The sequence below is a fragment of the Corynebacterium sp. c8Ua_99 genome (assembly GCF_039907185.1).
Lineage (GTDB): Bacteria > Actinomycetota > Actinomycetes > Mycobacteriales > Mycobacteriaceae > Corynebacterium > Corynebacterium jeikeium_D.
The window spans coordinates 20493-44680 of the sequence record NZ_JASBOG010000019.1; the positions used below are offsets into that span (position 1 = coordinate 20493).

Consider the following 24188-nt stretch of genomic DNA (forward strand, 5'->3'; position numbering starts at 1 on the left):
TCGGGTTTAGACTGGCCATCCTGCAGGAAATGCGTTTGGTGGAGTTTCCGGCTCCGAACGGACTGCGGCACCGAGTTGCTCCACCGGGGTATTTGACGGTGGTCGGGTCTGCTCCTTCTGCATCGCTGCGAGCCGCTTAGCGCGATCCTCGATTTCCTCCGGACTACCTGAGCCCAGAAGATCGTGGTTTTCCTCAGCGATGCCGTAGCGGGCTGCTAGGCGCAGGCGAGTGTTCTCGACCTCCAGGGCCTTGACTGCTTCCTCCTGGCTGGCTAGGCGCTCGGTTGCCTTTTGCAGTTCCGTCTTTTCCGCTTCCTGCTGTGTGCGCCAACTCTCCGCATCCGCGCGCAGTTCGTTGCGCTCGGTGCGGTAGCGTGCTGCTTCGCGTCGTGCTTCCTCGAGTTCCTTTCGGAAGTGCTCGGGCACGGGCTGCGCATCAGTATTGCCCGGTTCCTCCTGGGTTCCGGTGTGCGCCACCTGCTCGGCGCTGGTTACGGTGGCGGTGTTTTCCTCCGACATGAGTTACCTCCTGGGTAAATCTGTTTTCGGGCATAAGAAAACCCCGCCACCACTTCTTGTGGTGCGGGGTAGTGCCATGGCGGGGACTCGCACTCCCGCAAATGTGGCTACTCCATGGCTATTTAGCAGTACTTAAAGTTCACCGTATTAGCGGTATTTTCAAATACATAAGTGTTTAATTCAGACCATTACTTGTATTGTTTTCCCATACGATATGGCCACCACTGGCTCTCGCAATAACTTCTGCCGAATCAGGTGCTCGTAATACGGCTTTATCATCAAAAGCTGTAGCCACATATTTAAAAAGTCGTGAAGCTGCCCCTTTGTCTGACTGCTCATACACATCGACCACGGTTTCATACTCGTCGATATCCGGCTTCAAATCCCAGAAAGCAGTGACGTAGGCCCCGCCTGGAGTTCCAAACCGAAATGTCAAGTCATCATCTTCATCAACAGAAAGAGCGGTGCACTCTCCGACTTGCTTGAAGAGATTAATTACGTCTCTAATTCCTGCATCAGATTCAAAAGAAGTACTGTCAGCCACGAGTTTTCTTCACCACCTTCCGATCACGAGTGATAATAGTTACCTGCTTAACTCGAGTATACCGTGCCATCGCTCTATCTACCTGGAGAATTGCTTCGTCGACTGGAATGCTAGACCGATGGAGGTCAATAATTAGAGTCGCACTTTGTTTACTGCCGTTTCTCACCAATTGATAGATGGTTTCTTTACCACTTCCTTGTGGAGCTTTTATCTCTACCTTGATGCCGTCGATTATGCAGTCTGCAGTTTTACTAGTATTACTTCGCGGAATTAGCTCAACAACATGGCCCTGAGATACCAAAAAATTGTATGTTTTCGTCTCATGAGCAGCAGGCTTAACTCCGTTAAGAATTAACTTTCCCTGTCTTTGCGTTTCACTGGTTGCCCTCAACTTGACTTTCCCTGAGTGCACCGCCTTTTGCCACCGATTCCACTGATTATCGACAGGCCGCCCGTCCTCCCATGTTGCCTCCCGCCAGGCTGCTTGCAACCGATGAAACTCCTGCTCCCCTTCCCACGGTTGCCCCTCAATAACAAGAACCGCACGACAGTCACACCCATCGTGATACCGACGCCCATCAGCCCGGCGCGTGGCGGTGTCTTCGGAGTAGACGGGGCCGCGTGAGGCGAGCATGGCGCAGAAGGCGCAGGATTCTTGTCCTGTGAGTACTCGGGCGTAGCCGATTCGGCGTCCGATTGGGCGTTTGGTTGTTGCGTTGCGGACTCTTCCGAGCCGTGCGGTGTCTGCGACTGCTTTTCGCCCGGCGTTGAGGGTATGGCGCATGAGGGTGCGGGTCAGGCGTGCGCTCATCTGCTCGATGACTCGCGGATGATTAGGGAATGCAAAGGCTGGTACGGATTTCTTGATGAGTTCCTTGGTCTCATCGTCAACGAGCTCGAGGATGATGTTTGATGGTTTCTCGCCGAATCCTGCTGCTCTAGCCAGTGCGTCGTAGGTGGCGTGGGGGCCGTAGCCTTGGATTCGTGCTGGGGCTACTTCTAAACCGAGCTGCGCCATGTCGCGCCCCATTTGCTCGACGTAGGCGCGGTAGGCCTCCTGTCGGTATTTCACGACGATGGGGTGCAACTCAACGGTGATGTCATAAACCGCGTCAGTATCCATGGGCACACCGAACTCATCAATCTTCGCTGCAACGTCGCGGTCTAGTCGGCGTTCGATATCACGGAGTTTCGCGTCCTGCGTTGGCATGTACCTTCACCTCCCCCGCATGTCGATTGTTGTGATGCCGTTATGGTTCGGTTTGCGGTTCCTGACCACCGTCCGGCTGGTCAACGTCGAATAATCCGCTTCCGCGGCCTGCTTGTGCTTCCCTAGCCCGCTTGACGCGCTCATGCGTCCAACCAGGGATATCCGACCACAGCTCGTCTGGTGGTACACCAAGCATGGTGGCGAGTTTGCCGAGCCCATCAACCGTCTGAGCAAACGAACGAGCCGATGTTTCCGCCCACTTGACCTCAGAGGCGAAGTCACCGGCTTCTTCTTCATCGCCAGCAATATGCGCACACAGGCGCAGCATCTGCTCATGCGACTCACCCAGCGAGGTTTGAATCTCAGAAGCCTTACGATCCTTAGACGTCTCCAACGCCGCCAGGCCGTCAGCAGAAATATTGGAAATCGCATTCGCTCCGAGCGACTGTGCGGGAACCTGGGCGACCGCCGCGAAGTCACGCACACTCGATTCACGTGCCTTGATGTACTGCGTCAGGTCCGTCTCATCGAACTGGCCGACCTTCACGTCCTTGTTCGCAAACGTCCACGTGTCACTGATGGCCTGCCGCATCGCCTCATACTCCGACTTCGGAGCCCAACCGGTGACGTACCGCTGCTTAAATGCTGCCCAGTACTGCGCGACTCCCTGCTCGTAGTTAGTGCGGTCAATGCGGGCCGACAACGCGAGCAGGTGCTCGATAATGCCGTTGGTTTCTTCGCCGGCAGCCATCATGCGGTCCTGATACCGGACAATGGGCGTCACACCAACGTTGTGCTCCCGATATTCGATAAACGGCAGGTTCTCCGGGGACAGGTAGTAGCGCTGCCGCCACGCCAACGGCTCATCCGGTGCATTTTCGACTCCGAAAAAGTAAACACGCTCTTCGTCGTAAAGGCACAGGTGGCCGTTGTCGATGACCATCGCGATAATCGGGAATTCCGTCTGCGTTGCCGCCCCGGTATCCGGCCACGTCATGTCCTCCCCGTAGCGGGCAACCAGCCGGCGGGGTGAATGCACGCCGATACGCGCCCCGTTGAGCGTTGACGGCAGCACCGACGCATACGCAGTGCCATACTGCAGCGCTGCACGATGCAGCCCGGTTTGGCGCGCATCCATTCGGTTGGTCTGCCAGTGGTGCCACGACCTGGCCTGCACCGACCCTTCCGAGAAATAGTTCTCAACTTTGAGTGACTGCCCGTAGGTGTCCAGCACAAGCCCCAAAAACGGGGTCTGAGACATCTTCGCAATCTGCAGATGACGGTGATAGTTCTTCCCCTGCGCCACATCCATACGACGCGCGGCTTCCGCATCTGACCACGGCTGCACCGCCCGGTTAATCTCATCGAAATGCTGTCGTTGCACCGAGTGGTCCTGCAAAAGAGCACGGATTGCGTCACGTGCCTGAGACTCATTCATAACGTGCCCTCCTAGTAGAAAAATGCCGTGTCATCGACCGGCTCTGCCTTAAGCGACGGATCAGATTTGACCATGCGGTAGACCATGCGAGCGCCAATCATGCAGACCGCCGCGTCAATCTTCTTCTGCGATGCCCGAGACTCCTTCCGCACCGTCTCGCCATAACGGCCAAGATGCCGCTGAGCGTTGCGCACATGCTCACTCAAAAGCGGGTTGCCGTCGTGGGTGAACGCATGCTGCACAATCTCGGCGGCCGCAAGCTCACACGCCTGCGTGAACGGAAAATCTTTACTGCGCATATCCCAGGCAATCGGCTCCGGGTTGCGCGCCCCAGGTGTTGCCCACAGGCGCAGCTGATCGCCGTAGCGCTCCGGCCAATCCACCTTGACGAACGACTCCCACTCACGGACATCAGCGAAAAACGCCAGCACCTCGAAGCGGTCAAACGCCCGCTGCACACCCGCATCTACCGCCTCAACGTCAACGACGCCGTCCGGCGGCGGTGCCCACACGCCAGCGGTGAAAACATGCCCATCGTCCATGCAGCAACCAACCAACGCGGTGTGGTCATTCGACAAGGAACCGTCAAAGAACAGCACAACCGGCTCGCCATCAATGAGTTCACGGTCAGGCCTGGACATCTGCGCCCAGTCCTGCGGATCACACCACGAGTCCAGCGACGCGGTCGGCCAGTTCAAATACTTCCGCTTCGAATCATCAGGCCGCGCCTTCGGGTGCCAAATACGCGCCACAATCGCGTCCAAATCAGCCCACGGGCAATCCTCATACACAAAAGCCAGCCCGGCACGCAGGCTGGCTTCATCAGAGAGGTCAGTATCGGGTGGGGCTTGCCGAGCGTCATAGAGGATTTTGCGGTCAGACTTAGTGCGACCGTCTTCCTGCAGCGTCCATGCTTCGAATGTTTCCTCCCCTGCCGAGCCGGTGCCTGGCTTCCAGGCGTTGAGTGTCTCCAACATGCGCGAACCGGACTTCGCGAGGTTATCCAACAGCGTACGGTGTAGCTCATTACCGCCGTTAGAGGTCGTCCAGTGCTCGAGCTCATCGCCGATGATGAACGTCGCTTCCGCACCTTCAGCCGACGCCGCCGAAGACGTGATGACTTCCAGTTTTCCTGCGGGTTCGACATTGATTTGTGTTTTGCCCGCGTCGATTTGATAGTCACGGTTGAGCTGCGGTGCGGCGCGCTTAGCGACCATAGCTCGAACCATACGCATAGTGTTCTCGGTCTGGTCCTGGGAAACCGCCGCGATCTGCACAAGCGGCATGGGCTGCTGCTTGCCGACACAACCACCAAGGACATTGTCGTCGAAATGGTCCAGCCGGACAGGAGCAAGCAACTCAATCAGCGCCATCACGGCAGCGAATGGCGACTTACCTGAGCCCTTAGCCAGCCGACGGGCCGCGTGATAGTACACGAACCGGCCTTCATCATCGACCGCGTAAAACCACAGGATAAAACGCGCCTGCTCGCGCGTGAACTCCCAGCGCTTACCAGCACGGATGCCGTTGGGGTGGCGTAGGTATTTTGCTGCCCATGCGAGGGCGTTCCATCCGAGGGTGCGTTCCGGAATACCCTCCGGCAACGTGATAAGTCTATCTGCGGCGGCGACCACCGGACCGTCACCGCCTTTCCACCTAACCGGCCAAGTTCTTCTTGTACCTATCCATCATCAAAATGGCTGCCTGCGTATTGTCGTCAAGCTGCTTATCCGTATCGGCGCGCTGCAGCTCAATCCGCAGCCGTCGGCGCGCCCCTTCTGTGGTCAGCAGTGAGTCCATCATCGAGTTAACCTGCGCGATGATGTTCGCCCTGACCGGTTCCGGCCGCTTCATTTCATCAGACAGGATCGTCGCGCAGATGTGTGCGGCTGCCCAGTCTGATGGTTCGAAAAACACCGACTGCCCAGAGGTCTTTAAGCTGCGATACCAACGCTTCGCGCTGATATGCCAGTTACGGTCTTCCGCTAACGGCTTCACCGAGCCCGCCCCCGCTGCCTTCACTGTTGGAAGCCCATCAGGTTTATTTCGGCGGCGACGCTGATCCGACCGCTTTGGTACTGGCCCTGGCATCGGCGCACCTCCTTATGATTTCTTCGGCAGCTCCCCCGCGGCACTCATCGCCTGGACGGTCAAAGCTGCATTGGAAAGATTTACTAGATTGCCCGTTGTCCAAACGTCTGATGTTGTCCGAATGAACCGGGCATTCGAATAGACCTCGACACATCCGTAGTTGCGCCCCCTGCCTTCCGGTAGGAATCCGAAGATGTGGAGTCCTTTGCCGGAGACTGAGCGCTCAATGAACGCACCCGGCGCGGCGTCAACAATTCGGCGCGCCCATTGTTGGAGTTGCCCATTGATGAAACAGTCGTCGAGGTCGATGCATGCGAACCCGCCACCGAGCATGAAACCGTGCGGCTTCTTTTTGACGTCACGGAACTGCGTCCATGTTTCTGGCTTAGTTGATGACGCTGGCTTACCGTTGGCCTGCATGGGGCGTTTCCCGTCGGCTGCAGCCCAACGACGGGCGCTAGCCATTTCCTGTGGGTAGTGGTTGCGCTGGCGGGCGCGGTAGGCCTTTTGCCGGCAAGCGTTAGAACAGAAGCGTGGGGTGATGCCGCGCCGGTTGGTGGCATCGAAGTCGCATCCGCACTGGTCACAGGTGGTTTTCATACCTTCATTTTACCATCTGCGTTACGACTTATGCGACCTGCCAGCACCTATAGAACGTAACAGTATAGTCACGCCACTAGCGGCGATAAAAACTCGCCTATGCCAACTTTCAGCACCACCCCAGCAAAAACCAGCCAGAAGCGACCACAGCCGCCAATTACGCCCCCTCACCCGAAACACTGGAACCCGTACACAAACTCAGAAGCAATGCCCTCCGCCCTGGCCAGACCCTCGAAACGAGGGGCCTCCCCCACCCCTCACAGTAGGCCTGGGTGGGGCTTGGCCCATATGGGCTGGCGGCGTCGCTGCCGGGCGCGGGTGGCTTCCCCGGCGGTCTTTTTCCTGTGGCATGACGAGCAGATAGCCCGGAGGTTTTCTAACTCATCTTGGCCGCCTTCGAAGACCGGCACCACATGGTCCACTTCGTTGGCGATGATAGTGCAGCCGTGTAGTTGTGCTTGGCATTCGTAGTGATCGCGCGCCATGACTTGGTCTGCTAAGGCTTTTGGTACGCCTCTGGATCTGGGGCCCTGGGAGTTCGACTTCCACCCTGGCATGTCTGGTACCTCCTGGGGCGAGTGGCGGCTGGGGGTACCGGCTGACCTCTAGGGGTTACTGGAGCGGTGGTGTCGTCCAGGTGGGACTCTGCGGTTTTCCACCGCGACCGTTTGTTGCCGTTAGCGGAACTCGTGTTAGGCAATCGTGAATGTGTTGACGTAAAGCAAAAGCTCTCAAACCACAATCTCAATTGAGATGGTTTAAGAGCATGCGCTTCAGTCAAGCGTAGCTTAGCATACGGACTGTAAACCGCAGGTCATGACGTTCTACCCTGTCGACCGTGTGTCGTCGCCACTTTGATGTGCTGCGGCTGCGCGCATGCAGTCTGCGATGTCGTAGAGTTCCACGCCTTCGTTGCTGAGTGTTGTTGGTATCTCGCCTTGCTTCGCCCACTTCCTCAGTGAAGTGTGACTGACGCGCACGCCGAGTACTGCGAGTGCGTCGGCGACTTGTCGTGCTGAGCCTTGCTGCGGAACCTCGCGCCGATGTGCTGGCTCAGGTGGACTCACCCTGTCGCCTATCACCCGGCGATGATGCTCCACCTCGATGAGCATTGTGTCTGCCCATGCGCGTTCAGCAATGTCGTGTACGCGATCGTGGAGCCAGCGAGCCACGTACTCAAGGCGCCGGCTGGCTGGTGGCTGGCACTGGACTTCGTAGGCCAGCGCCTGCGCCCAGTCCCATAGACACAGTTCTGCTGCGTACTCGATGTCTAACAGGTGGATGGGTAGCGGTGGGCGGGATTGCCGGGTCTTTGGAGGGCGCCCTGCGTTGGCCCCGGAGGCTGGTGGTGAGGGGGTCATCATGTCGGTGAGGGTGGGTGCCATTGTTTCGATGGCGGTGAGGGCACGGCCTAGCTGTTCTATTTGTGCGGGGGTTAGTGATGGCATGGGGTCCTTCGACAAGGGGCGGGGGTGTGTTTGGTGGGCATAAAAATTAACCCCATGTCTCCATCCCGGGGTACGGGCGACGTGGGGGTTGGTGTGTGTTCGTACTATTTGTTTTAGGTATGACTGAAGCCCGCACCTGGAATTAACCAGGTTGCGGGCTTCTTACGCTCCCCTCTAGTCAGGTTAGACTTACGAGTTTGATGCAATTGTCAATATAGATAGGGGGCGTCTTTGGTGGACTCGACGAACAGTGTTGAGATTGTGCAGCTTTTGCTTACAGGTGTTACTGCAGCTCTTCTTACTCAGATCATCGCTTGGATGAAGGATGCGTGGCGTGGTCGCGCAGAGAAGAGGGAAAAACAACGCGAATGCGTCGCCACAATCCTGCGAGTAACAATTGAGATGCTTCAGGCTAAGCAGTTGGTTGTGCTAGAAATGTCCCGGTGCGAGACTCGTAATGATGCGGCAGCGGTATTCGCTCAGGCTTTCAAAAATATATACGCGCCGATTGAATCCGCAGCGACTGAAATTATCCAGGCATCCTTTGGCATTTCGGACCACAAGGTCTACTCGAGTGCTTTAGACGTCAAGATTGCCATGCAAAACACCTTGGGTCGTCTCGCTGCAGTGTTCGAGCAAGAGATCCTCACCCCTCGACTCAGCTCTGCTGAAGCCCTTGCTCGCTGTATTGACGAGTGTTACGCCCCGCTATCGGAGGCGCATCAAAATCTGATTACGGCTACCGAGGACCGAATTGCGCTTCCTAAAACTCCAATAGAATGGTTTCTCCGAAAATCTGCTTCTAGCAAAAAGAAGTTGTTGAGGGAGGACATTGATCAGGTCACGGCTCGTAATCTACCGTGGCTTGAAGATTTCTTGGCTCGTGAGGCTGAGGGGGAGTGATGATGTCTATGCCGAGTATCAGCAGGGCTACGAGCACCACGGCCATGAGGATGGCTGTGATGGGGTGTTTTCCTTCGATGCCGATTCACAGTGCGAGAGTGGCGGCGCCGATGTAGGCGACTATTACGATGGCTGCGATGAGCGCTGCGGTTACGGTCATTTGCCGTTGCCCCATCGGATAACGCGGCAGGCGGGCATTCCTTCGGAGAGGGTGCTGAAGCTACCGCCAGCGATGTACCACAAGGGCCCGGCCTTTACATACACGTCGTGCGGTTCCTTGGTGGCTTCGACGATGGTGCCCACCGGCGCGTCCTCGAAGTCCTGCCCGGTGGTGAGGGTCGCCGGGTCGAGAGTGAGGTCATCAAAGCGGACGAAAAGCTGATCCGCGCCGTCTGTGAACTCGTCGTTTCGGATTGTGAACCGGACTTCCTTGAACGTATCTGGCTTGTCGCTGGTGATGATTCCGCGTCCGTATTTGGGGTGTGTTGCCCAGCGCCCAAGCAGCGACTCCTGCTCTGGCTGCTTGTCCTTCTCCTGCTGCTCCTTGAGTTCTTGGAGGTGGGTCTTGAGTTCGGCGAGTTCGTCCTTGAGGACGACAATGATGTCTTCTGCGCTTCCAATGCGAAGCTCAAGATCGTTGATGGTGGTCATTGGTTCTCCTTCTTTCGCTCTTCGTTGATTCCGTCGATAATGGCGAACAGCGCCTTGACTATTGCCTGATGTGTTTTTTCTATGAATTGCTCAGGTGTCATTGGTGTGCTCCTATGCTTTTTGGCTGGTGTCACTGTTCCTGTTTGCGTAGCTGATGGCTTCGCGCCAGGTTGGGAACGTGGCGACGGTACACATCGTTTCGCCTAGTTCTTCGCTGTAGTGGAAGGTTGCGACCCCCCAGCTGACGTAATCGAATTTCCATACGCAAGGGCGGGGCGGGTTAAATAGCGTCTTCATCGTTGCTGCTCCCATACGGGGGCTACGGGGCTGAGATAGCGAGAGACTCCCCGCCCAGACTTGCGGGCTACGTGCTCCGCGAGGTGGTCTGTCCCCAGCCAAGTGATGTGGCCGTCTTCTTCTTCCTGCCCCCAAAAGACCGTGGACCCATCGGGCAATTCGTCTGGATTGAAACAGGCGCTCACAGCGGTACTCCGTTCACGATGTGGTTTGCGGCTTCGCCCAGGTAGCCGATAGCGAAACCAGGGTCAGTCAGTAGCTGAATCAGAATGTCGATGGTCACTGTTCTTCTCCTAACGGCTGTCGGTAGGTGGCGTAGCGCTTCACGATGCGCTCACGAGGGTTGAGCTCTTCGCCCTCTACCAGCGGGTACTCTTCCGACCACTCCGAAACCCGATGCCACTGGGAATCTGGGTTGGGTTGGTACTCGATGGCGTACTCGGTGCGCATTTCAAGGATGGTGGTTACCGCGTCGACGACTTCAGAAATCCAGGTAGTGGGTTGGCCTTCATTGGCCCAGCGGTCGACGATGACCGCAGCTTCTTCTGGTGTCACTGTTCTTCTCCTTCTAGTGGTTGTGGTGTGGTGACGTAGCGCATGACGATGCGCGTGTCGACTTGGTACGTTTCGCCTGTGTCTTCATAAGTAAGGGTGATTCCTAACTCGAGCTCTGAAGACGGCAGTTCTTCTGACCATTGGGAAAGTGTGATCCATTCATCGGAGCTTGGGGCCTTGCCTTGCACTGCGTACTCGGGCGACATCCCGGCGATCATGTTGGCCATATCCGGGGCGGCAGCAATGAGGTTGAAATTGCGGCCAACTTCATGAACTTCAATATCTAGACAGGTCTCCTCCGCAACTTTGTTGTCGTCACGGTCGGTTACCCAAAAATCGACCACGACTTCGCCATACGACTGCTTGTCGACCTTCCACGGGCCGGGTGTGGTGCCTTCGAGTAGTTGGCGCGCTTGTTCTGGTGTCATTGGTGTACTCCTAGTCACTCAAAGGGCGGACGTTTGACTTGTCAATTTCCTCAAACACCACCGGCTTCGGCAGCACTTTGTGGCACACATATGCACTGGAAAAAGGAGGGTTCAGCGCAGGCTTCTCATCGCCGTAGTCGCGTAGGTATGCAACGCGCCGATTGAAGTACAGCATTTGAAAGCTGTTGTCCCGGAACATCTCAAAACGCCGCTGGGATTCAAACAGGCCGACAACCCCGACCAGCATTGCGAACGGGTGTCCGAGCGTAAAAAGACGCTCTAGAACGTCGGTTTTTAGCGAATATGGCGGGTTTGAGACAATGCAGTCAACTCCTGCCGGCGGCTCTGTTGTGAAAAAGTCCTGTCCTGTTCGGATATGTGTAGCGGTGACCTTGTGCCCTGCGGCTTTGAGCATTTGCACATACAGAGATTCTGGTTCATCAAAAGGACACCACACATGCGAGTTGGGCTTTAGATGTGGCAGTAGTGGGGTGATTGCGTAGGCCGGGGTATAAAATTCGTCGTTTTTTGATCCGGCTACTTTGTCGAGTTTCATGGTGTCTCCTAGTCGTGTTCGTGTTCTTGTGTCATGCCGCCGCGTTCCCGGAAATACAAAACCTCATTCCGGTAAAACCTCAGCTGCCTAATCCGCCCCGTGCTACACGCACGGAACTTCTCCGTCCCCTGCTCCTTGAGAGCAAGGAACCGCGTGATTTTCCCGAGCGCTTCCGCGCCTTCCCCTGGTTCTGGTACAGGCACTTCGATGCGGCCCAGGTGCTCCACAGTGATGCGCTTCGCCATAGCCCCGGTGATGAACCGCTCCTTCTGTCTCGCCACATCACTGGTCGCCAACATCTGCGCTAGCAGTTCCGCATCCATGTCAGTGCGGAAAATGATGGTGTGCGCGTCAACAGCCACCGGCCCATCGCCTTCCCACGCTGCGGCGGCACCAACGCCGTCGGTATCCATTGCGGTGCCCGCGATGAGTAAGTCGCCGGGCATGGCTTTTCGGATGGTGCTCCACTTGCGTTCCGGTAGACGTGCTGGTGCTGTCGTGGCTACGGGTGCGAGGTGTGTGATTTGCCCGTAGTGGATAGCGGGGCCGCCGTTGTCGGTGAGGTCTTTTTTGGTGAAGTGTGTGCCCCGGCTGAATTCTCCTAGCTGGTGTAGAGGTGTTTTTGTCATGCCGTGCGGCGCTCCTCCACCAGCCGAACAATCCGGTCAAGATACTCACCGTGATCAGTGAAACCAGCTATTCGGCAAATCATCGCGTCAACCTCAAGGTCACTACGCAAGTGCTGCAGCATCTGGGAACGCGCCTGCTCCTGCAACGCCACTTCATCGACTGGTTCCTCTTCTGGCTCCGCAGGCTGGACATAGGTGTGCACGGAAAGGTTGTAACCCTCCGCCTGGATTTGTTTGCGGTCTACGACCTCCGACAGGTCGTGCTCCATATCGATGAACTGCACACTGGTGGAGGTTCGACACTTCTTGAAAACGAGGATGCAGGTCTCGATACTGGTGTCCTCAAACTTGCCGCCTGGGATACGCACCACGTGGCTAATCAGGTTCTCTTCCACCAGCCAGGCGCGTATCTTGCCTTCGCGTCCTCCCCGGTAGAGGATTCCGGGGAACCCCATGACCACAGCGACACCGTCGTCGTCGAGTAGGTGGAGGATGTGGAGGATGAAGGCGTAGTCGGCTTTGGATTTGGTGGGGATCGTTGGGACGAACATGAAGCGTTCGTCAACTGTTGGTTCCCATTTGATGGAGAATGGTGGGTTGGCGACGATGACGTGGAAGCGTTTGTCCATGAAGGCGGGGTTGGCGAGGGTGTCGCCGTGTACGCCGGTGAAGTTGGTGAGGGCGGCTTCTGCGTCGTCTAGTGCTTCTTGGTCGATGTCTTGCCCGTATTTGGGTGTGTCGCCCCAGGCGGCTAGTAAGTCTCCGGCTCCGCAGGTGGGGTCGTAGACGTTGCGCGCTTCGCCGTGCAGGTTCTGTTTGGCGAGCGCGGCGATGGTGGCGACGAGTTCGGGTGGTGTGTGGAATTTGCCTACGGCTTTGAATTGTTGGCGTAGGCCTTTGAGTGTGTGGGTGTTCATGGTTTTACTCGTCGTGTTCTTGGGGTGTTTCCCAGGGGCCGCAGCATTGGGTTGACCATCGGTTGCAGGTGGCGCATGGGAAATCAGTGTCGTGTTCGTGGTTGTTCGTGTTGTGTGTGCTCATTTTTGGCCCCTAGCGTGCTCGTAGAGCGACCGGGACGGGCTGAGCGCCACCCACACCCACGTGCCGATGTTCGACGGCTTAAATCGGCTCACAGTGCATCTCCATCGATCTTGCCGTCGTTCAACTTGATGAAGTTCCGGACGGTCATCATCACGCACTGCTCCAGAGGGTCGGCAATCCCGTGGCGCTTGAACATGACCACGCCGATGTATGCGTCATCGTTGATGCGTTCTCGCTCAACCTCTTTGAGCCATCCGCCGATGTTTAGCCGGGTGGTGTTTTTGCATTCGACGGTGATTTTGTCGTTCCAGGCGGTGCGGAGGTTTGCGATGTCGCCCTTGTCTTTCGCGCCGGTTTTGACTCTGCGGTCGATGCGGTCATCGATGTGTTTGGCGAGTGTGTCTGCGATGTCTCGCTCGAACTTGGCTCCGGCTTTTTTGGCGGAGGCTCGGTTTCGTCTCATTGGTTTCTCCTTGCATGAAAAAACCGCGCTGCGAGAGCGCGGTCGATACGGGTTGTGTGGGCGTGCCAGTGGTGGCGCTGCTGTGTGTCGGGGTGGGTGTGTGGCGGTATGTCACCAGTGTCATGCCGCGGGATATTTACCGCTTCGGGAAGTCTTACAGGGAGCGAAGCGCAGCGAACGGAGTGAGCGGAGCGGAGCGAGCGGGGTTAACTATTAGCTTCTATTACTGCTTTGTATGACACCGGTGTCAGGTCGTTCGGTCACCAGTGTCAGGTCGTTCGGTCACCAGTGTCAGGTCGTGAAAACGCTACGGCATGACATCGGTGTCACCCCGTCATGGTGTTTTCAGACACCACACAATCGGCCTACGGTCGCTTCGAATCTTGCCGGCCAGACTCTGATCCCCACGGGCAAGAAACCCTTTTTCCTCCAACGAATTTAGAGCCCGGTACGCCGTCCGGTGGCTGATACCAATCGACTCTGAGATAGTCGCCGCAGACGGCCACGCCTGCTGCAGGCCATCCCGCTCACTGGCCATATCTGCGAGCATGTAGAGCACTGCCCGCTCCGTGGTGGTAATCCCTCTAACATCCTTAGTCACCCACCTGACGGCGGGAATACTCATACGGTGGCGTCACTCCTACCACGGCGGCTGAGCAGAGGAATCAAACCCCGCAGCAGTATTCGACGCCGCAGTGTCACGCCCAATCTTCGGCACCAAACTCACCGTGGATGCGAGCAGGTCCAGAGACACACCATCGCGGCCGTCCTTCGTCGTATACGGGCGTTGCTCAGCACGCCCGGTCACAATCACACGACGGCCCCGTGTCAACTGCTCAGACAGGCGCTGTAGATCTTCCCTGTCACTACCCCAGTAGGTGACGTTCCACCAGGTCGTGTTGACCTCTTCCCAGGAATTGGACTGCTCATTAAACTGCGACCTGGAATGCCCAACCGAGAAGGACACAACCTCCTTGCCGGACTGCGTGACCGCGTACCTCGCGTCACCACCCAGGTTGCCGCCAATAACTACAAAGTTCGGGTTACGCATTATTGAGTTCCTCCCAACGCGCCTTAGCTGCCTGGCGAACCGTGTCGAACTGCTCCTGTGGCAGGCCGTCTTCCTTGGCTGCATTCATGATCTTGGTGACCTCATCCTGCGACTGGGCCTTCGGAATCTCGCTCAGATACTCGTCGACAACAGCGGCTAACAGCTGCGGGTCATCATCAGTGATAACGTCCGCGTCCTGCGCCGGTTCCGGTTCTGGTTGGCGGCGTGCGTGGACCCGCTGTCGTGCCGCCTCCAACGCCCCCAACGCGCCACCCTGCTGGGTATCAACCCGTGTTGCCTCAGCACGCACCGGCTTATGCGCATCCGGTTCCGCTTCCGACACCAATCCCATCAATGCGCCTGGGGCGACGATACGGGCAAGCTCGGCCTGGCACTTCGCGCGCAGCATCTCCCGAGGATTCGTCTTGTACTTCGCATTCCGCGTGTACCCTGCGCGTTCAGCGAGTTCCATCGTCCACGTGACACGCTCGACCTTGTCATCGCCTGGGCGGATACCGCACCATGTGACCGAGTCGTCGGTGGCCTCTTCTTCCCACACTCGGCAGCCAACGTTTTCTGCGACGGCAATCATCGCTCGGGCATACATGCCAGTCTTGCCTTGGATGACGAAGAACGCTTCGAGTGCTCCGTCTGGGTCGAAACCAAGGGCGGTGCCGCGGATAATCGCTGCCGCGGCATCCATCGGCTTGTTCTTGTAGATCGCTGGGCACGCTCCGGTCTTGGTGATGAACTCGGCGTAGTCGTAGGCCATTTGCTTGAGCTCAGCGTGCTGGCGGAGTTTCTCGACACCCTTTTGCATGAGCGTCTGCGCCGGCATTTGAGTACCCTGGCTGCGTGTTGTCGCTGGTAGGTTCATGGTTTCTCCTTCTGGGATAGGAAAACCCGCACTGTTTTCAGCGCGGGTAGTTGTTGTGGTGGTTGATTTCTGTGTCATTTATTTCTCCTCCGGCAGGGGCACGTGACGTAGCTGCACGCCCTTCTTCGTGGCGACTCGCTTAGCGATGACGTACCCGTCCGGGTTGATGGCGGTCGCGGCTGTACCCATTGCTTCCAGGAGTTTCGCTCCGGCCACTTCAGCAGCCTTATTGGCGGCTCGTTGCGTGGCGCCAGCTGCTTTCGCCGCGGTCTTCTGCACATCCCACTCGGCAGCAGTATCCGCATCGATGGTCACCGGTGCGGCGTCATCGTCGATATCCGGGTGACGAAGCTTCGCGATCTTGTAATCATTCGGCGCAGTCGGGGCTGGTGGTTCCTCAAGTTCCAGGTGGTGCTCCGTCGACTCAACGAGCTCGACGGCGAACTCGGGTAGCCACGGCACTTCCAGCTGCTTCCACTCGTAGAACGGCCCGCACACCACAATCAGCGCAAACATCTGCGTCAGACCGCTGGTGAGCATTTCCCACGTTTCCTGAATCAGCCAGTCTGCTGGAATCGTCTCCGGCGTGAGATTCTGATACTCATCCCAGTCACTAACAGTTTTGAACTGCACGCAACGGGAATGCTTTGGGCTACGGACGTGGCCTTTACGAGTGGCGATGCGGTCAAGCGTGGCAGCGTTAGGGAACGGTAGATGCGGGTTGGTGACCTGCACCTCTCCCCTTGATAGTCGCCAGTCTGGGTTCTTCTGCGCCCACCAGTAGGCCAGGGCATGCTCCATCGCGTGGCCAGTCAAGAACCGGTCCTCCATACCGGAAGGCTCAATCCTGATGCCCCGCATCGTGTTCCACACGCTATATGGCGTCGCGTAGGCGGATTCACCGACAATACCGGCGACCTTCGACGCAGTGACAAGCCTTTCCCACTCAGGTGTGCCGGGTGGGGCCGAGTCTTTCACCACGTGCAGCCGGTTGGGGATTTGAAGCTGTGTCACTCCTCTCCCCTTTCGGCTAGGTTCGCTGATTTAATCAGGGCGGTTCCAAGCCAGCGAGCTTCTACTGGTGTCATGTCGTGACTGTTGTCGCCGAAATAGACGGACACTGGGCAGGTGACCTTCTGGCTTGTAGCAGTCACAAACACGTCCTCATCGAGAAAATGCTCATCGATGACGACGTCACCACTGCGATTCCTGTAACTCTGCACGACAGCTCCTTTACAAATTGGAGATAAAAATGACAATCAGAATGAACGCGACCACCGCGGTCGAGCAGCCGATAGACACCGCGATGTCAGACACGTCGTCTTCGGGATAGTGCCTTCCAGCCGGCGGTCGGACATCGGGGAATTCAGCAGGATTCATATGGATCTCCTGGGATTGGCGCACCACTGATGATGTGCTGGTTGATGAGATGAGTCATGTGGCGGCGCCCTGCGTCGGTCAGTCGCCCTGTTGTGGGGTCTGCCCAGCCGCGCTCATACAGCAGCCGTTTCAGTGCGGGGTGGCAGCCGACACCGGGGCGGGCGTACTCGTCGTAGAGCGCACGGTGCGCCAGGTGCTCCATGTAGGCTTCTTTGCTCACCGGTCACCGCCCCGTGGTTGGTCGGCGTCGATAAGGTCACCACAGATGCGTGTGACGACCTCGGGTAGTACCTGGCGGGCTTCGGCAATGCGGCGCACAGTGCCGTGGGAAGACAGTCTTTGGCGGCGGAGCTGCCGGTAATCGCTACGGATCTGCACGCGCTCAGCATCGGCTAATCGACGAAGCGTCATGGCCTCACCCCGTCATACTCAACCCACGTGGCCCACACGCTCCCATTCACTCGGGAAGCACGGAAATGGCCGCCAGGCATCCGCCACGCAGCACCCTTAGTAATTGCCCGGGTAAGACGTGCCACCTCTGACGCCTTTTCCTCACCAGTCAATGAATCCCAACGTGGATTAATCAAATCCGGGGGCAACTGTGCCCACCGGCCAGCGTTAGCCTGCAGTGCTTCAGCAAACTCACGTAGCTCTGCTGTGAGCTCCTGTCTACGGTTCACGCTCCGAGGAGGGCTATCAAAAAACTCAAATTTGCGCGGCGCCATGGTCTCCTCCTTCATTCGCAGGTGACGACTCGTTATTTGTCCGTTCGTAATCAGCCCGAGGTGGTGGGTGCATTTCCCTTTGGCTGCGGGTAGTCGGTGGCAGCCGGGGATAATGCAGGTTTTCTGCCGGGTCATGGTTTTCATAGGCACATCACCAGCGACATGAAGATGATGGTGCCGAATGCGAGGACAAACGCTGCTCCTGCTACCCAGTCCGATTTGATGTGGCGGGGTTCGATACGACGCGGCCTGCGGGTGTAGAGCTCGAGCAAATCCGGGCGCTCAGTGATTGCGCGTTTATCCGGCACACGCAAATCACACGCATCAACCAGGTCGAACAAATCATCATTCCGGCTCATCGGGTTTCCTCCTTCCGGCGCTGAATCCACGCCTCCAAATCCGGCTCATCAATACGCAAACCCCCGCGGGTTTCCCCTAGCCGGTACAGCGGTAACGGGTCGCGTTTACGGTCCGCATAGCCGTAGACGCTCGCTTCTGTGGCGGCTAGTCGCTCCGCGACTTGCTTCACCGTGAGTGCTATAGTCATCAGTGATTCCTTTCTTGGGGACAGTAGGAATTAACAGGCCTGCCCGTGCAGCAACACGAGCAGGCCTTTTCTTATGCATTGGTAGGGCGCGCAGCTGGGGCTCGCGTGCTGAAAGGCTTCACGCGGGAAGGGTTGCCTCCGGCTTCGCTCCACGCAGGCGGGGCTGACGGTCCTCAACCCATCCCCCTTGAAAGCAAGGAAAAGAGGGGGTTGCTTGGTGGTGACGTTGACGCGCCCTGGTGGTCTTGGCGGGAGTCGAACCCGCGCCCCTCGCTTCCGTTGTCGAGCCAAACCAAGGGGCAAACCGGCTTCAAGACCTCTGAGTAGGTTTATTTATGGTCGGCGCGCGTTACCTCCAGGTACATCACCTGGGTTCCTGCCCTCCGGCTTGCGCGGGTCATCGCAATCTACACACCATGCTCGACGCGCCAGTATCAGCACCGACCTATGAAATTCTTCAAATAACAAACGGAAACCGAACAAGTGTTCTATTTCCAGCGCCCACGTGTCGCATCGAACAAACACAGACCGCCTAAACGGATATGGGCTTTCTAAGTCACGTCAGCGACTACGCCACATCCTCGGACTCCCCTTCCACCGGCGCAGTCTCAGCCCACGCCATGAAAGTGATCGCACCAGCAGCACGCATACGCGACGCAATATCCAAAGCGCCATGCACAGCTTCGCCACGCGCATCAAAATCACGCTTACGAGCCGCATCTTCCGTGCGAGCCCACAACTCAAAATCCTTTGGCGTCGCATCACGCAACCGCACACGCTCATTAACCTTCACGGTCTTACCGTCGATAACCTGAACGTTCTCCAATGAAATCGGCTCATTCACATACGAGGCCCAGTCAATTGGCAGCGCCTGCAACTTGTGAAAATCACGCATCAACCTGTTCCCGACCTGCGTTGCCTTACCCTCAACATCACGGGCAACGTTGCGGACATAGTCGGTGAGCGCTCGCTCTGTATCGAAATCAACAGCGCGCAAGTCGGTCGAATCAGCGACCTCATCAACCCAGCCACGCTCATTCATGGTGTAGCGCGGTGGGCGAGCCTTAGACAGTTCCCTTGCAAGGTATTCCCGGAGGTTCATTAGTTGCGTCCCTTCAAGTAGGTGGATTCGATTTGGAGATACTCGGCGCGAAGGTCATCACGGAGATTCGCCAGGATCTCATCGCGCTCTGGGTTGGTCAGCATGTCTAAGCCGACAGAAAAGTTATTGACGAATGCTTCAATGAATCGCCCAAACCGGTCTAGGCGCTCCTGCTTTACCCGGCGCTTTTCTGCTTCTGCCCGGCGCTTCTCAGCCTCAATACGTCGGGCTTCACGGTCATGCTCCATATAGGCCGCGTAGGCCTCACGCATGGTGGGGAACGCGCCCTGTGGCTTTTCGTCTAGCCACGCTTTCGCTTCCTGGTGGTTATCGAAGTACCGGCCAGCAGAGTCCTCGCGCTTCTGCTCATCGCGCGCTTCTTCGATACGGCGCTGCTCCTCAGCTTCACGGCGCCGCTTCTCGGCCTTAGCGATTGCCAGCTGTTCTTTTAGCGTCTCTGTGCCTGCCGCGATAGCTGCGAGAACGTCACGCCCAAGGAAGTCGAGAACAACACCCGCTTCACTGAGTCGAACATTCTCTGAACCGGCGAATTTTACACCGGTGTAAAATTCAGCAACCTCGCCGTAATCCCATCGGCCATTGGAGCGGTGCCCAGCGCTATGCAGGGTCATTGCACGCTCGGCAGTCAACTGCCCCGTGGTCTGGTGCTTACGGTCATCGTTGTCATGCAGCATGAAAACCAGCGGGTTCTCTTCACGTGTCTCAAACTGCGGTTCAACACCCACCTTCTCGCACGCTGCAAGACGATGACGGCCACCAATCACACGCCCTTCAGAATCAAGGCTGATCGGGTGAAGTAGCCCAATCTCCGCAATAGACTCGGCCATTGCGTCTACCCTGTCTTGGAAGATTGGGAGGTCTGCAATGTATGGATGAATCTCAACCATGTGTTATCCTTTGGTTACTTGTTTTTCTTTTGCCCCTCGTTCCAGCGAGGGGCTTTTCTTATGCCGCTGATTCGCTTAGGTCATCTGCAATGAGGATCCGATTAGGTCGCGCACCTAACACGGCTAGGGCGTCGAGTACATCGGATGACGGCTTTCGACTTCCCAGAACCCGAGTCCATGTAGATCGACTGATTCCAGTTTTCGCTGGAAGCTCACTTGTGTAGCGGATTCCATTGAGTCGCTTTACACGCTCCACCTCATCGAGACTGATTAGGAATTGAGTCATTCTCAACCTCTTTTCTGTTCCGATGACTTAATTATGAGTCGCTGCGGGTTGAATGTCAATCCTGTAAGTCACTTGCGAATCACTACTTTTACATTCACCCAGGTTAACTATGGTTGCGTGATTCAAAATTGACGCATAAAATAATTGACATGACGGACTTCAGAGACTGGTTACAGCGAGTACATCGCCAAAGAATCACCGCAAACGATGTGGCAGAAGCACTCAGCATCAGCCGGGCCACCGCAACGAGGAAACTGCTTGACGGGCTTGATGCCAGCGACATCATCACTCTGTGTCGGAAAACGCAGGTAAACCCAATCCAGGCACTCGTAGACCTTGGGCACCTAACAGAAGATGAGGTTTACAGCTTCTTAGATAACGGGCGACTCATGGTCGACACCGCAACCAACGGACAACTCTCCCTTGAACTGGCTAGGAGATTAAACCCGGCAACAATGGCCGCAACGTTGGATGAAATCGAATCACGTTCGAACGTTGTTGATTTCCAATCCGCCCGGCCTGATACACATGACGACACCGTCACGGAATGGGACGAAGCCGAACCAATCTCCGCCGATAGCAGCCCAGACGAAAACGAGGAGCGAATCAAACGAGGTGAAGACCCCATCGACTAACGAACTCATCTCCATCGCCGAAGCCGCAGGCGTACATGTCACATGGCACAAAGGCGGGCCCAAAGGCGCATGGCTGCCCCACAAACGCCGAATTAGTCTGCGTCACGGCATGGATGATGCCTCCACGCGCTGCACCATGGCTCACGAACTCGCTCACATGTGGCTAGGTCACCCAGCCCCGGCGAGCGACAGGCAAGAGCGCAGAGCAGATGATTTCGCTGCTCGACTACTTATAACCGAAACAGACTACGCCAATATCGAGTCCGTCTACGGCCACTACCCACAGCAGATAGCCGCAGAACTAAATGTCACCACACACATCCTCGCCACCTGGCGAAAGATTTACGAAAGGCAACAAGCATGAGCATTGACCAAGCAGTCCAGACTCTCGCCGCCAAGGTTCGAGAACTAAAGCCAATTATCGAAACGGAAGAAGCCACAAAAACGGCCTTCATCATCCCCTTCATAAGCACAGTCCTCGGCTACGACGTCACAGACCCACGAGAAGTAATCCCCGAATACACTGCCGATGTCGGCGTAAAAAAGGGAGAAAAAGTAGACTTCGCCATCAAATCAGGTGATGACTTCCGATTCCTCATCGAATGCAAGAAAATCGGAGAACCGCTCCGACTAGATCACGCGAATCAGCTCATCCGATACTTCAATGTCACAGATACCGAGTTTGCGATTCTTACCAACGGTGAAGTGTACGAATTCTATGCACAGCTAGACGCAGCGAATCGAATGGACGAAAAGCCATTCATGACAATCGACCTCGCTAACATCGATGCGCGTGTCTTTCCGCACCTAGAGATGTGCACAAAGACTCGCTTCGATTCTGAAACGATTGCGGCAAGCGCGGAGCAACTCAAATACATTTCTGAGATTCGCAAGGTTCTGGCATCACAGTTCAAGGAACCAGATGCTGATTGGGTTAGGCTCATCGCATCTCGAGTGACATCGCGCCGCATGACAGCGCAAAACCTTGAGATTTTCACCAAACTTGTCTCCACAGCTCAATCTCAATTCCTTAAAGATGAGGCGAATCGTCGGTTGCGTTCGGCCCAGGATTTTGATGAAGCCCCAGGTGCGACGCCAGCACCGTCGGCCACTACTACCTCCCCTATCGAACCGGAGGAAACTGATGATTCCGGAATCGTGACAACGGAAGAAGAGTTGCAGGCATTTGGAATTATCCGCGCAATTTGCTGCAGCGAAATCCCTGTTTCTGATGTAACCATGCGTGACGCGAAATCCTATTGTGCAATTTTGTACCGCGATAACAACCGGAATCCGATTGCCCGTTTGTACTTCGACCGGCGTGTTCCACGTATCGGCATCTTCGATGCGTCGCGCACTGAACAAGTATTTGACCTCAATGCGGTTGATGAGATTTACGAGCATGCGCAGCTTCTCCGTGAGCGCTGTATAGCTCTCCGCGATTAGTAGTAGCGCCAATGGCGCAGGTGACAGAAATAAGGGGGCGCTCGACATTAGGGAGCGTCCCGGCATGCCATAGACATGACGAAACCGGCTATCCCGCCTATCGGGGCAGGAAGTCCTCCCCTGGAGGACTTGTCACCGGATTCAGCCCCACCGTACCACCACTCACCTACTCGCCGTCTGGCGGGACATGTACGAAAGACAAAGAACATGACATTCGAAGACCGCACTACACAGCCGACCACCAAGAAGCCGTTCTATAAGCGCCTTTGGTTCGTCATCCCAGTAACCGCCATAGTCGCCATTGCCGCATTCATCGGCATCATCTTCGCGATTCCGGGAACCAACGACGAACCGACCCGAGAGCAGCTTTTCGAAGCCGGGAAACAAGCCTGTTACACCGAGCTCTTGGAACGGAACAACGAGTCCATGAACCGCGCGGTTGGCTGGGAGGGCAGGCACAGCGCTTACATCGAGCAGGGCGAAACAACCGGGTACATGGAGTTCGAAATCGAAGTCGTGACAGGTCGGCTAATTCCGTGGCCACAGAAGTTCCGCTGTGATTTTGACGCGACGACGTTACCGGCGACGGTAACAAGCCTGTCTACCAGCGACACTGACTAACAAACAAGAGGGGGCGCTCGACCCAACACCACATTAGGGAGCGCCCCCGCAAGTGCCGCCGTGGGAACCGGGGGGTGGCTCAACCAACCAGCGACAAAAGGATTATATCAATGGCTGTTCAAAAACGCGTCCGCAACGGGAAAACACGTTGGGTGGCACGCTACCGTGACCCCGCAGGCAAAGAGCACTCAAAAACGTTCGACCTCCACCGCGAAGCCAAAGCCTGGCTCAACGACCGCGAACGCGAACTACGCGCAGGCGACTGGATAAACCCCACCGACGGCCAAATACCACTGACCGAATACTGGAAAACGTACAAGACCACCGCTCAATCCCCTGGCACCAGAGAAGTTCGAAAAACCATTCACGCCAACCTCGGCGACATGGCCGACATGCCCATCGACTCCATCCGCCCCGCGCACGTCAGAACGTGGCTGGGGCACCTCACCAACGGCAGACCCTGGCTGGAAAACAAGGCACTGTCCCAGAACACTGTTTCGTCGTGGGCTGCGCAGCTGTCCGGGTGCTTCACAATGGCTGTTGAAGACGGACTCATCCGCAATAACCCCGTATCAAAGGTGAAAAAGCCACCCCGGAAAGTTGTTGTGACCGTGGCCGACCTGCCCTCGGTGGATGATGTGCGCGCTGCTATCAAACTGGCAGATAAGACCGGCCGGGAAACCCTGGCGACGATGATGATCCTCGCGCTCGGTACAGGTATGCGTGCCGGTGAGGTTGGTGGCCTGACTCGTGCCAACATCGACATGGGCAACAAGCTGCTGCACGTGGTGCAGCAGACACGTCCGCGTTCTGGCGGGGTGATGGCACCACATTTCGCGCCGTTGAAAACGGAATCATCGAGGCGGACGATACCGTTTTCCGCTACTGTTGCCCGCCGCATGGCCGCTCACCTGCTAGCGCATCCTGATGGTGATGATGAGCCGGTGTTCCGTACCCCAACCGGGCTGATGGTCACCTCACAGTCCATCAGTCACTCGATGAAGGTGCTGTGCGGTTTTAACTTTCATGCGCTACGCCACCTGTATGCCACGGCGCTTATTCGGTCTGGGCAGAACGTGAAGGCGGTGCAGACAATGCTGGGACATGCGAGCGCGGATGTGACGCTGAGCGTGTACACGCACTTTTGGCCGGACGATGTAGAGCTGGTGCGTGCTGCTGCTGGCGAGCTGGTGGATGGTGTGGTGCGGGACGGATGCGGGACGGGCAAAAAATCTGG

At 56.8% G+C, this 24188-nt stretch carries 35 protein-coding genes and 1 tRNA gene; 7 read left to right on the plus strand and 29 right to left on the minus strand.

The genetic code is table 11. The features are described from left to right. Positions 1–6 precede the first annotated feature (6 nt). The 8 genes from QKE19_RS10020 to QKE19_RS10055 all read right to left on the minus strand — a co-directional run bounded on the left by QKE19_RS10020 (position 7) and on the right by QKE19_RS10055 (position 6887). Complete coding sequence (locus tag QKE19_RS10020) at positions 7–519, minus strand: hypothetical protein (RefSeq protein ID WP_070767180.1); 513 nt, start codon at positions 517–519, stop codon at positions 7–9. A 175-nt stretch (positions 520–694) separates the two neighbouring features. Further along, positions 695–1063, minus strand: coding sequence for a hypothetical protein (locus QKE19_RS10025; protein ID WP_141739559.1), 369 nt, complete (start codon positions 1061–1063; stop codon positions 695–697). After that, the gene (locus QKE19_RS10030) at positions 1056–2273 is read right to left on the minus strand and encodes a hypothetical protein (RefSeq protein ID WP_347890920.1); all 1218 of its coding nucleotides are present in this window, start codon (positions 2271–2273) and stop codon (positions 1056–1058) included. Before QKE19_RS10030 ends, QKE19_RS10025 begins: the two co-directional genes overlap by 8 nt. Positions 2274–2313: 40 nt before the next feature. Continuing rightward, the gene (locus tag QKE19_RS10035; protein ID WP_347890922.1) at positions 2314–3711 is read right to left on the minus strand and encodes a phage portal protein; all 1398 of its coding nucleotides are present in this window, start codon (positions 3709–3711) and stop codon (positions 2314–2316) included. A gap of 11 nt (positions 3712–3722) precedes the next feature. Further along, positions 3723–5345, minus strand: a complete 1623-nt coding sequence (locus QKE19_RS10040) for a terminase (protein ID WP_347890923.1) — start codon at positions 5343–5345, stop codon at positions 3723–3725. Between the two features lie 22 nt (positions 5346–5367). After that, positions 5368–5802 carry a hypothetical protein gene (locus tag QKE19_RS10045; protein WP_284837343.1) on the minus strand — a complete coding sequence of 145 codons (435 nt, stop codon included), beginning with the start codon at positions 5800–5802 and terminating at the stop codon, positions 5368–5370. 12 nt (positions 5803–5814) lie between these two features. Next, on the minus strand, positions 5815–6402 hold the full coding sequence (locus tag QKE19_RS10050; protein ID WP_347890925.1) for a hypothetical protein: 588 nt from the start codon (positions 6400–6402) through the stop codon (positions 5815–5817). Between the two features lie 257 nt (positions 6403–6659). Continuing rightward, positions 6660–6887: an HNH endonuclease signature motif containing protein gene (locus QKE19_RS10055; protein ID WP_347890927.1), complete on the minus strand. Its 228-nt coding sequence runs from the start codon at positions 6885–6887 to the stop codon at positions 6660–6662. Between QKE19_RS10055 and QKE19_RS10060 the strand changes: the two genes are divergently transcribed. Beyond that, entirely contained in the window at positions 6886–7011 is a 126-nt protein-coding gene (locus tag QKE19_RS10060) for a hypothetical protein (RefSeq protein WP_347890928.1), read from the plus strand. The two genes, QKE19_RS10055 and QKE19_RS10060, sit on opposite strands and share 2 nt — an antisense overlap. A gap of 215 nt (positions 7012–7226) precedes the next feature. Here the strand turns inward: QKE19_RS10060 and QKE19_RS10065 are convergent, their stop codons facing one another. Further along, on the minus strand, positions 7227–7766 hold the full coding sequence (locus tag QKE19_RS10065; protein WP_347890930.1) for a hypothetical protein: 540 nt from the start codon (positions 7764–7766) through the stop codon (positions 7227–7229). Positions 7767–8081: 315 nt separating this feature from the next. Between QKE19_RS10065 and QKE19_RS10070 the strand changes: the two genes are divergently transcribed. After that, a complete protein-coding gene (locus QKE19_RS10070; protein ID WP_347890931.1) occupies positions 8082–8753 on the plus strand; it encodes a hypothetical protein in 672 nt (223 codons plus the stop codon). Between the two features lie 156 nt (positions 8754–8909). On the opposite strand, the gene QKE19_RS10075 is transcribed toward QKE19_RS10070, so the two are convergent. From QKE19_RS10075 to QKE19_RS10170, 20 genes are all read right to left on the minus strand, one after another. After that, a complete protein-coding gene (locus QKE19_RS10075; RefSeq protein WP_347890932.1) occupies positions 8910–9404 on the minus strand; it encodes a cell division protein ZapB in 495 nt (164 codons plus the stop codon). 576 nt (positions 9405–9980) lie between these two features. Continuing rightward, entirely contained in the window at positions 9981–10256 is a 276-nt protein-coding gene (locus QKE19_RS10080; RefSeq protein ID WP_347890933.1) for a hypothetical protein, read from the minus strand. Then, positions 10253–10684, minus strand: a complete 432-nt coding sequence (locus tag QKE19_RS10085) for a hypothetical protein (RefSeq protein WP_347890934.1) — start codon at positions 10682–10684, stop codon at positions 10253–10255. The genes QKE19_RS10080 and QKE19_RS10085 overlap by 4 nt, the downstream gene beginning before the upstream one ends. 10 nt (positions 10685–10694) lie before the next feature. After that, the gene (locus QKE19_RS10090) at positions 10695–11240 is read right to left on the minus strand and encodes a hypothetical protein (protein ID WP_347890935.1); all 546 of its coding nucleotides are present in this window, start codon (positions 11238–11240) and stop codon (positions 10695–10697) included. An 8-nt stretch (positions 11241–11248) separates the two neighbouring features. After that, entirely contained in the window at positions 11249–11869 is a 621-nt protein-coding gene (locus QKE19_RS10095) for a hypothetical protein (RefSeq protein ID WP_347890937.1), read from the minus strand. Further along, positions 11866–12786, minus strand: coding sequence for an N-6 DNA methylase (locus tag QKE19_RS10100; protein ID WP_347890939.1), 921 nt, complete (start codon positions 12784–12786; stop codon positions 11866–11868). Before QKE19_RS10100 ends, QKE19_RS10095 begins: the two co-directional genes overlap by 4 nt. 212 nt (positions 12787–12998) lie before the next feature. Next, the gene (locus QKE19_RS10105; protein ID WP_347890940.1) at positions 12999–13373 is read right to left on the minus strand and encodes a hypothetical protein; all 375 of its coding nucleotides are present in this window, start codon (positions 13371–13373) and stop codon (positions 12999–13001) included. A gap of 334 nt (positions 13374–13707) precedes the next feature. Further along, entirely contained in the window at positions 13708–13998 is a 291-nt protein-coding gene (locus QKE19_RS10110; protein WP_053411674.1) for a helix-turn-helix domain-containing protein, read from the minus strand. Positions 13999–14013: 15 nt separating this feature from the next. Continuing rightward, positions 14014–14424 (minus strand): single-stranded DNA-binding protein, encoded by a 411-nt coding sequence (locus QKE19_RS10115; RefSeq protein ID WP_347890941.1) that lies wholly within the window; start codon positions 14422–14424, stop codon positions 14014–14016. Further along, positions 14417–15379 (minus strand): hypothetical protein, encoded by a 963-nt coding sequence (locus QKE19_RS10120; protein WP_347890942.1) that lies wholly within the window; start codon positions 15377–15379, stop codon positions 14417–14419. Before QKE19_RS10120 ends, QKE19_RS10115 begins: the two co-directional genes overlap by 8 nt. Beyond that, positions 15380–16315 carry a YqaJ viral recombinase family protein gene (locus QKE19_RS10125; protein ID WP_347890943.1) on the minus strand — a complete coding sequence of 312 codons (936 nt, stop codon included), beginning with the start codon at positions 16313–16315 and terminating at the stop codon, positions 15380–15382. Continuing rightward, complete coding sequence (locus tag QKE19_RS10130) at positions 16312–16524, minus strand: hypothetical protein (RefSeq protein ID WP_347890944.1); 213 nt, start codon at positions 16522–16524, stop codon at positions 16312–16314. Before QKE19_RS10130 ends, QKE19_RS10125 begins: the two co-directional genes overlap by 4 nt. Before the next feature lie 10 nt (positions 16525–16534). After that, a complete protein-coding gene (locus tag QKE19_RS10135; protein WP_347890945.1) occupies positions 16535–16681 on the minus strand; it encodes a hypothetical protein in 147 nt (48 codons plus the stop codon). Next, entirely contained in the window at positions 16668–16901 is a 234-nt protein-coding gene (locus tag QKE19_RS10140) for a hypothetical protein (RefSeq protein WP_347890946.1), read from the minus strand. Before QKE19_RS10140 ends, QKE19_RS10135 begins: the two co-directional genes overlap by 14 nt. Then, positions 16898–17092, minus strand: a complete 195-nt coding sequence (locus QKE19_RS10145) for a hypothetical protein (protein ID WP_347890947.1) — start codon at positions 17090–17092, stop codon at positions 16898–16900. Before QKE19_RS10145 ends, QKE19_RS10140 begins: the two co-directional genes overlap by 4 nt. A gap of 454 nt (positions 17093–17546) precedes the next feature. Beyond that, on the minus strand, positions 17547–17765 hold the full coding sequence (locus tag QKE19_RS10150) for a hypothetical protein (protein WP_347890948.1): 219 nt from the start codon (positions 17763–17765) through the stop codon (positions 17547–17549). Then, entirely contained in the window at positions 17762–17953 is a 192-nt protein-coding gene (locus QKE19_RS10155) for a helix-turn-helix domain-containing protein (RefSeq protein ID WP_347890949.1), read from the minus strand. The genes QKE19_RS10150 and QKE19_RS10155 overlap by 4 nt, the downstream gene beginning before the upstream one ends. Before the next feature lie 237 nt (positions 17954–18190). Then, positions 18191–18271 (minus strand) — tRNA-OTHER (locus tag QKE19_RS10160). Between the two features lie 250 nt (positions 18272–18521). Beyond that, on the minus strand, positions 18522–19055 hold the full coding sequence (locus tag QKE19_RS10165) for a hypothetical protein (protein ID WP_347890950.1): 534 nt from the start codon (positions 19053–19055) through the stop codon (positions 18522–18524). Continuing rightward, entirely contained in the window at positions 19055–19963 is a 909-nt protein-coding gene (locus tag QKE19_RS10170; protein WP_347890951.1) for a ParB N-terminal domain-containing protein, read from the minus strand. Before QKE19_RS10170 ends, QKE19_RS10165 begins: the two co-directional genes overlap by 1 nt. Before the next feature lie 435 nt (positions 19964–20398). On the opposite strand from QKE19_RS10170, the gene QKE19_RS10175 reads away from it, so the two are divergent. The 5 genes from QKE19_RS10175 to QKE19_RS10195 all read left to right on the plus strand — a co-directional run. Further along, positions 20399–20884, plus strand: a complete 486-nt coding sequence (locus QKE19_RS10175) for a hypothetical protein (RefSeq protein ID WP_347890952.1) — start codon at positions 20399–20401, stop codon at positions 20882–20884. Beyond that, positions 20865–21248: an ImmA/IrrE family metallo-endopeptidase gene (locus QKE19_RS10180; protein ID WP_347890953.1), complete on the plus strand. Its 384-nt coding sequence runs from the start codon at positions 20865–20867 to the stop codon at positions 21246–21248. The genes QKE19_RS10175 and QKE19_RS10180 overlap by 20 nt, the downstream gene beginning before the upstream one ends. Beyond that, positions 21245–22330: a type I restriction enzyme HsdR N-terminal domain-containing protein gene (locus tag QKE19_RS10185; RefSeq protein ID WP_347890954.1), complete on the plus strand. Its 1086-nt coding sequence runs from the start codon at positions 21245–21247 to the stop codon at positions 22328–22330. Before QKE19_RS10180 ends, QKE19_RS10185 begins: the two co-directional genes overlap by 4 nt. A 207-nt stretch (positions 22331–22537) precedes the next feature. Next, positions 22538–22951 carry a hypothetical protein gene (locus tag QKE19_RS10190; protein ID WP_070546468.1) on the plus strand — a complete coding sequence of 138 codons (414 nt, stop codon included), beginning with the start codon at positions 22538–22540 and terminating at the stop codon, positions 22949–22951. 110 nt (positions 22952–23061) lie between these two features. Beyond that, positions 23062–24188: site-specific integrase (locus QKE19_RS10195; protein ID WP_347890955.1), on the plus strand; the 1127-nt coding region annotated here is incomplete at its 3' end.

Bases quoted from the DNA above. Each gene is read 5' to 3' on its own strand.
- QKE19_RS10095 (WP_347890937.1), bottom strand. From the start codon at position 11,869: ATGACAAAAACACCTCTACACCAGCTAGGAGAATTCAGCCGGGGCACA.
- QKE19_RS10170 (WP_347890951.1), bottom strand. From the start codon at position 19,963: ATGGTTGAGATTCATCCATACATTGCAGACCTCCCAATCTTCCAAGAC.
- QKE19_RS10090 (WP_347890935.1), bottom strand. From the start codon at position 11,240: ATGAAACTCGACAAAGTAGCCGGATCAAAAAACGACGAATTTTATACC.
- QKE19_RS10030 (WP_347890920.1), bottom strand. From the start codon at position 2,273: ATGCCAACGCAGGACGCGAAACTCCGTGATATCGAACGCCGACTAGAC.
- QKE19_RS10035 (WP_347890922.1), bottom strand. From the start codon at position 3,711: ATGAATGAGTCTCAGGCACGTGACGCAATCCGTGCTCTTTTGCAGGAC.
- QKE19_RS10085 (WP_347890934.1), bottom strand. From the start codon at position 10,684: ATGACACCAGAACAAGCGCGCCAACTACTCGAAGGCACCACACCCGGC.
- QKE19_RS10175 (WP_347890952.1), top strand. From the start codon at position 20,399: ATGACGGACTTCAGAGACTGGTTACAGCGAGTACATCGCCAAAGAATC.
- QKE19_RS10115 (WP_347890941.1), bottom strand. From the start codon at position 14,424: ATGCGTAACCCGAACTTTGTAGTTATTGGCGGCAACCTGGGTGGTGAC.
- QKE19_RS10075 (WP_347890932.1), bottom strand. From the start codon at position 9,404: ATGACCACCATCAACGATCTTGAGCTTCGCATTGGAAGCGCAGAAGAC.
- QKE19_RS10050 (WP_347890925.1), bottom strand. From the start codon at position 6,402: ATGAAAACCACCTGTGACCAGTGCGGATGCGACTTCGATGCCACCAAC.
- QKE19_RS10120 (WP_347890942.1), bottom strand. From the start codon at position 15,379: ATGACACAGAAATCAACCACCACAACAACTACCCGCGCTGAAAACAGT.
- QKE19_RS10100 (WP_347890939.1), bottom strand. From the start codon at position 12,786: ATGAACACCCACACACTCAAAGGCCTACGCCAACAATTCAAAGCCGTA.
- QKE19_RS10045 (WP_284837343.1), bottom strand. From the start codon at position 5,802: ATGCCAGGGCCAGTACCAAAGCGGTCGGATCAGCGTCGCCGCCGAAAT.
- QKE19_RS10060 (WP_347890928.1), top strand. From the start codon at position 6,886: ATGACTTGGTCTGCTAAGGCTTTTGGTACGCCTCTGGATCTGGGGCCC.
- QKE19_RS10065 (WP_347890930.1), bottom strand. From the start codon at position 7,766: ATGATGACCCCCTCACCACCAGCCTCCGGGGCCAACGCAGGGCGCCCT.
- QKE19_RS10150 (WP_347890948.1), bottom strand. From the start codon at position 17,765: ATGAGCCGGAATGATGATTTGTTCGACCTGGTTGATGCGTGTGATTTG.
- QKE19_RS10165 (WP_347890950.1), bottom strand. From the start codon at position 19,055: ATGAACCTCCGGGAATACCTTGCAAGGGAACTGTCTAAGGCTCGCCCA.
- QKE19_RS10020 (WP_070767180.1), bottom strand. From the start codon at position 519: ATGTCGGAGGAAAACACCGCCACCGTAACCAGCGCCGAGCAGGTGGCG.
- QKE19_RS10190 (WP_070546468.1), top strand. From the start codon at position 22,538: ATGACATTCGAAGACCGCACTACACAGCCGACCACCAAGAAGCCGTTC.
- QKE19_RS10135 (WP_347890945.1), bottom strand. From the start codon at position 16,681: ATGAATCCTGCTGAATTCCCCGATGTCCGACCGCCGGCTGGAAGGCAC.
- QKE19_RS10105 (WP_347890940.1), bottom strand. From the start codon at position 13,373: ATGAGACGAAACCGAGCCTCCGCCAAAAAAGCCGGAGCCAAGTTCGAG.
- QKE19_RS10110 (WP_053411674.1), bottom strand. From the start codon at position 13,998: ATGAGTATTCCCGCCGTCAGGTGGGTGACTAAGGATGTTAGAGGGATT.
- QKE19_RS10185 (WP_347890954.1), top strand. From the start codon at position 21,245: ATGAGCATTGACCAAGCAGTCCAGACTCTCGCCGCCAAGGTTCGAGAA.
- QKE19_RS10055 (WP_347890927.1), bottom strand. From the start codon at position 6,887: ATGGCGCGCGATCACTACGAATGCCAAGCACAACTACACGGCTGCACT.
- QKE19_RS10145 (WP_347890947.1), bottom strand. From the start codon at position 17,092: ATGACGCTTCGTCGATTAGCCGATGCTGAGCGCGTGCAGATCCGTAGC.
- QKE19_RS10155 (WP_347890949.1), bottom strand. From the start codon at position 17,953: ATGACTATAGCACTCACGGTGAAGCAAGTCGCGGAGCGACTAGCCGCC.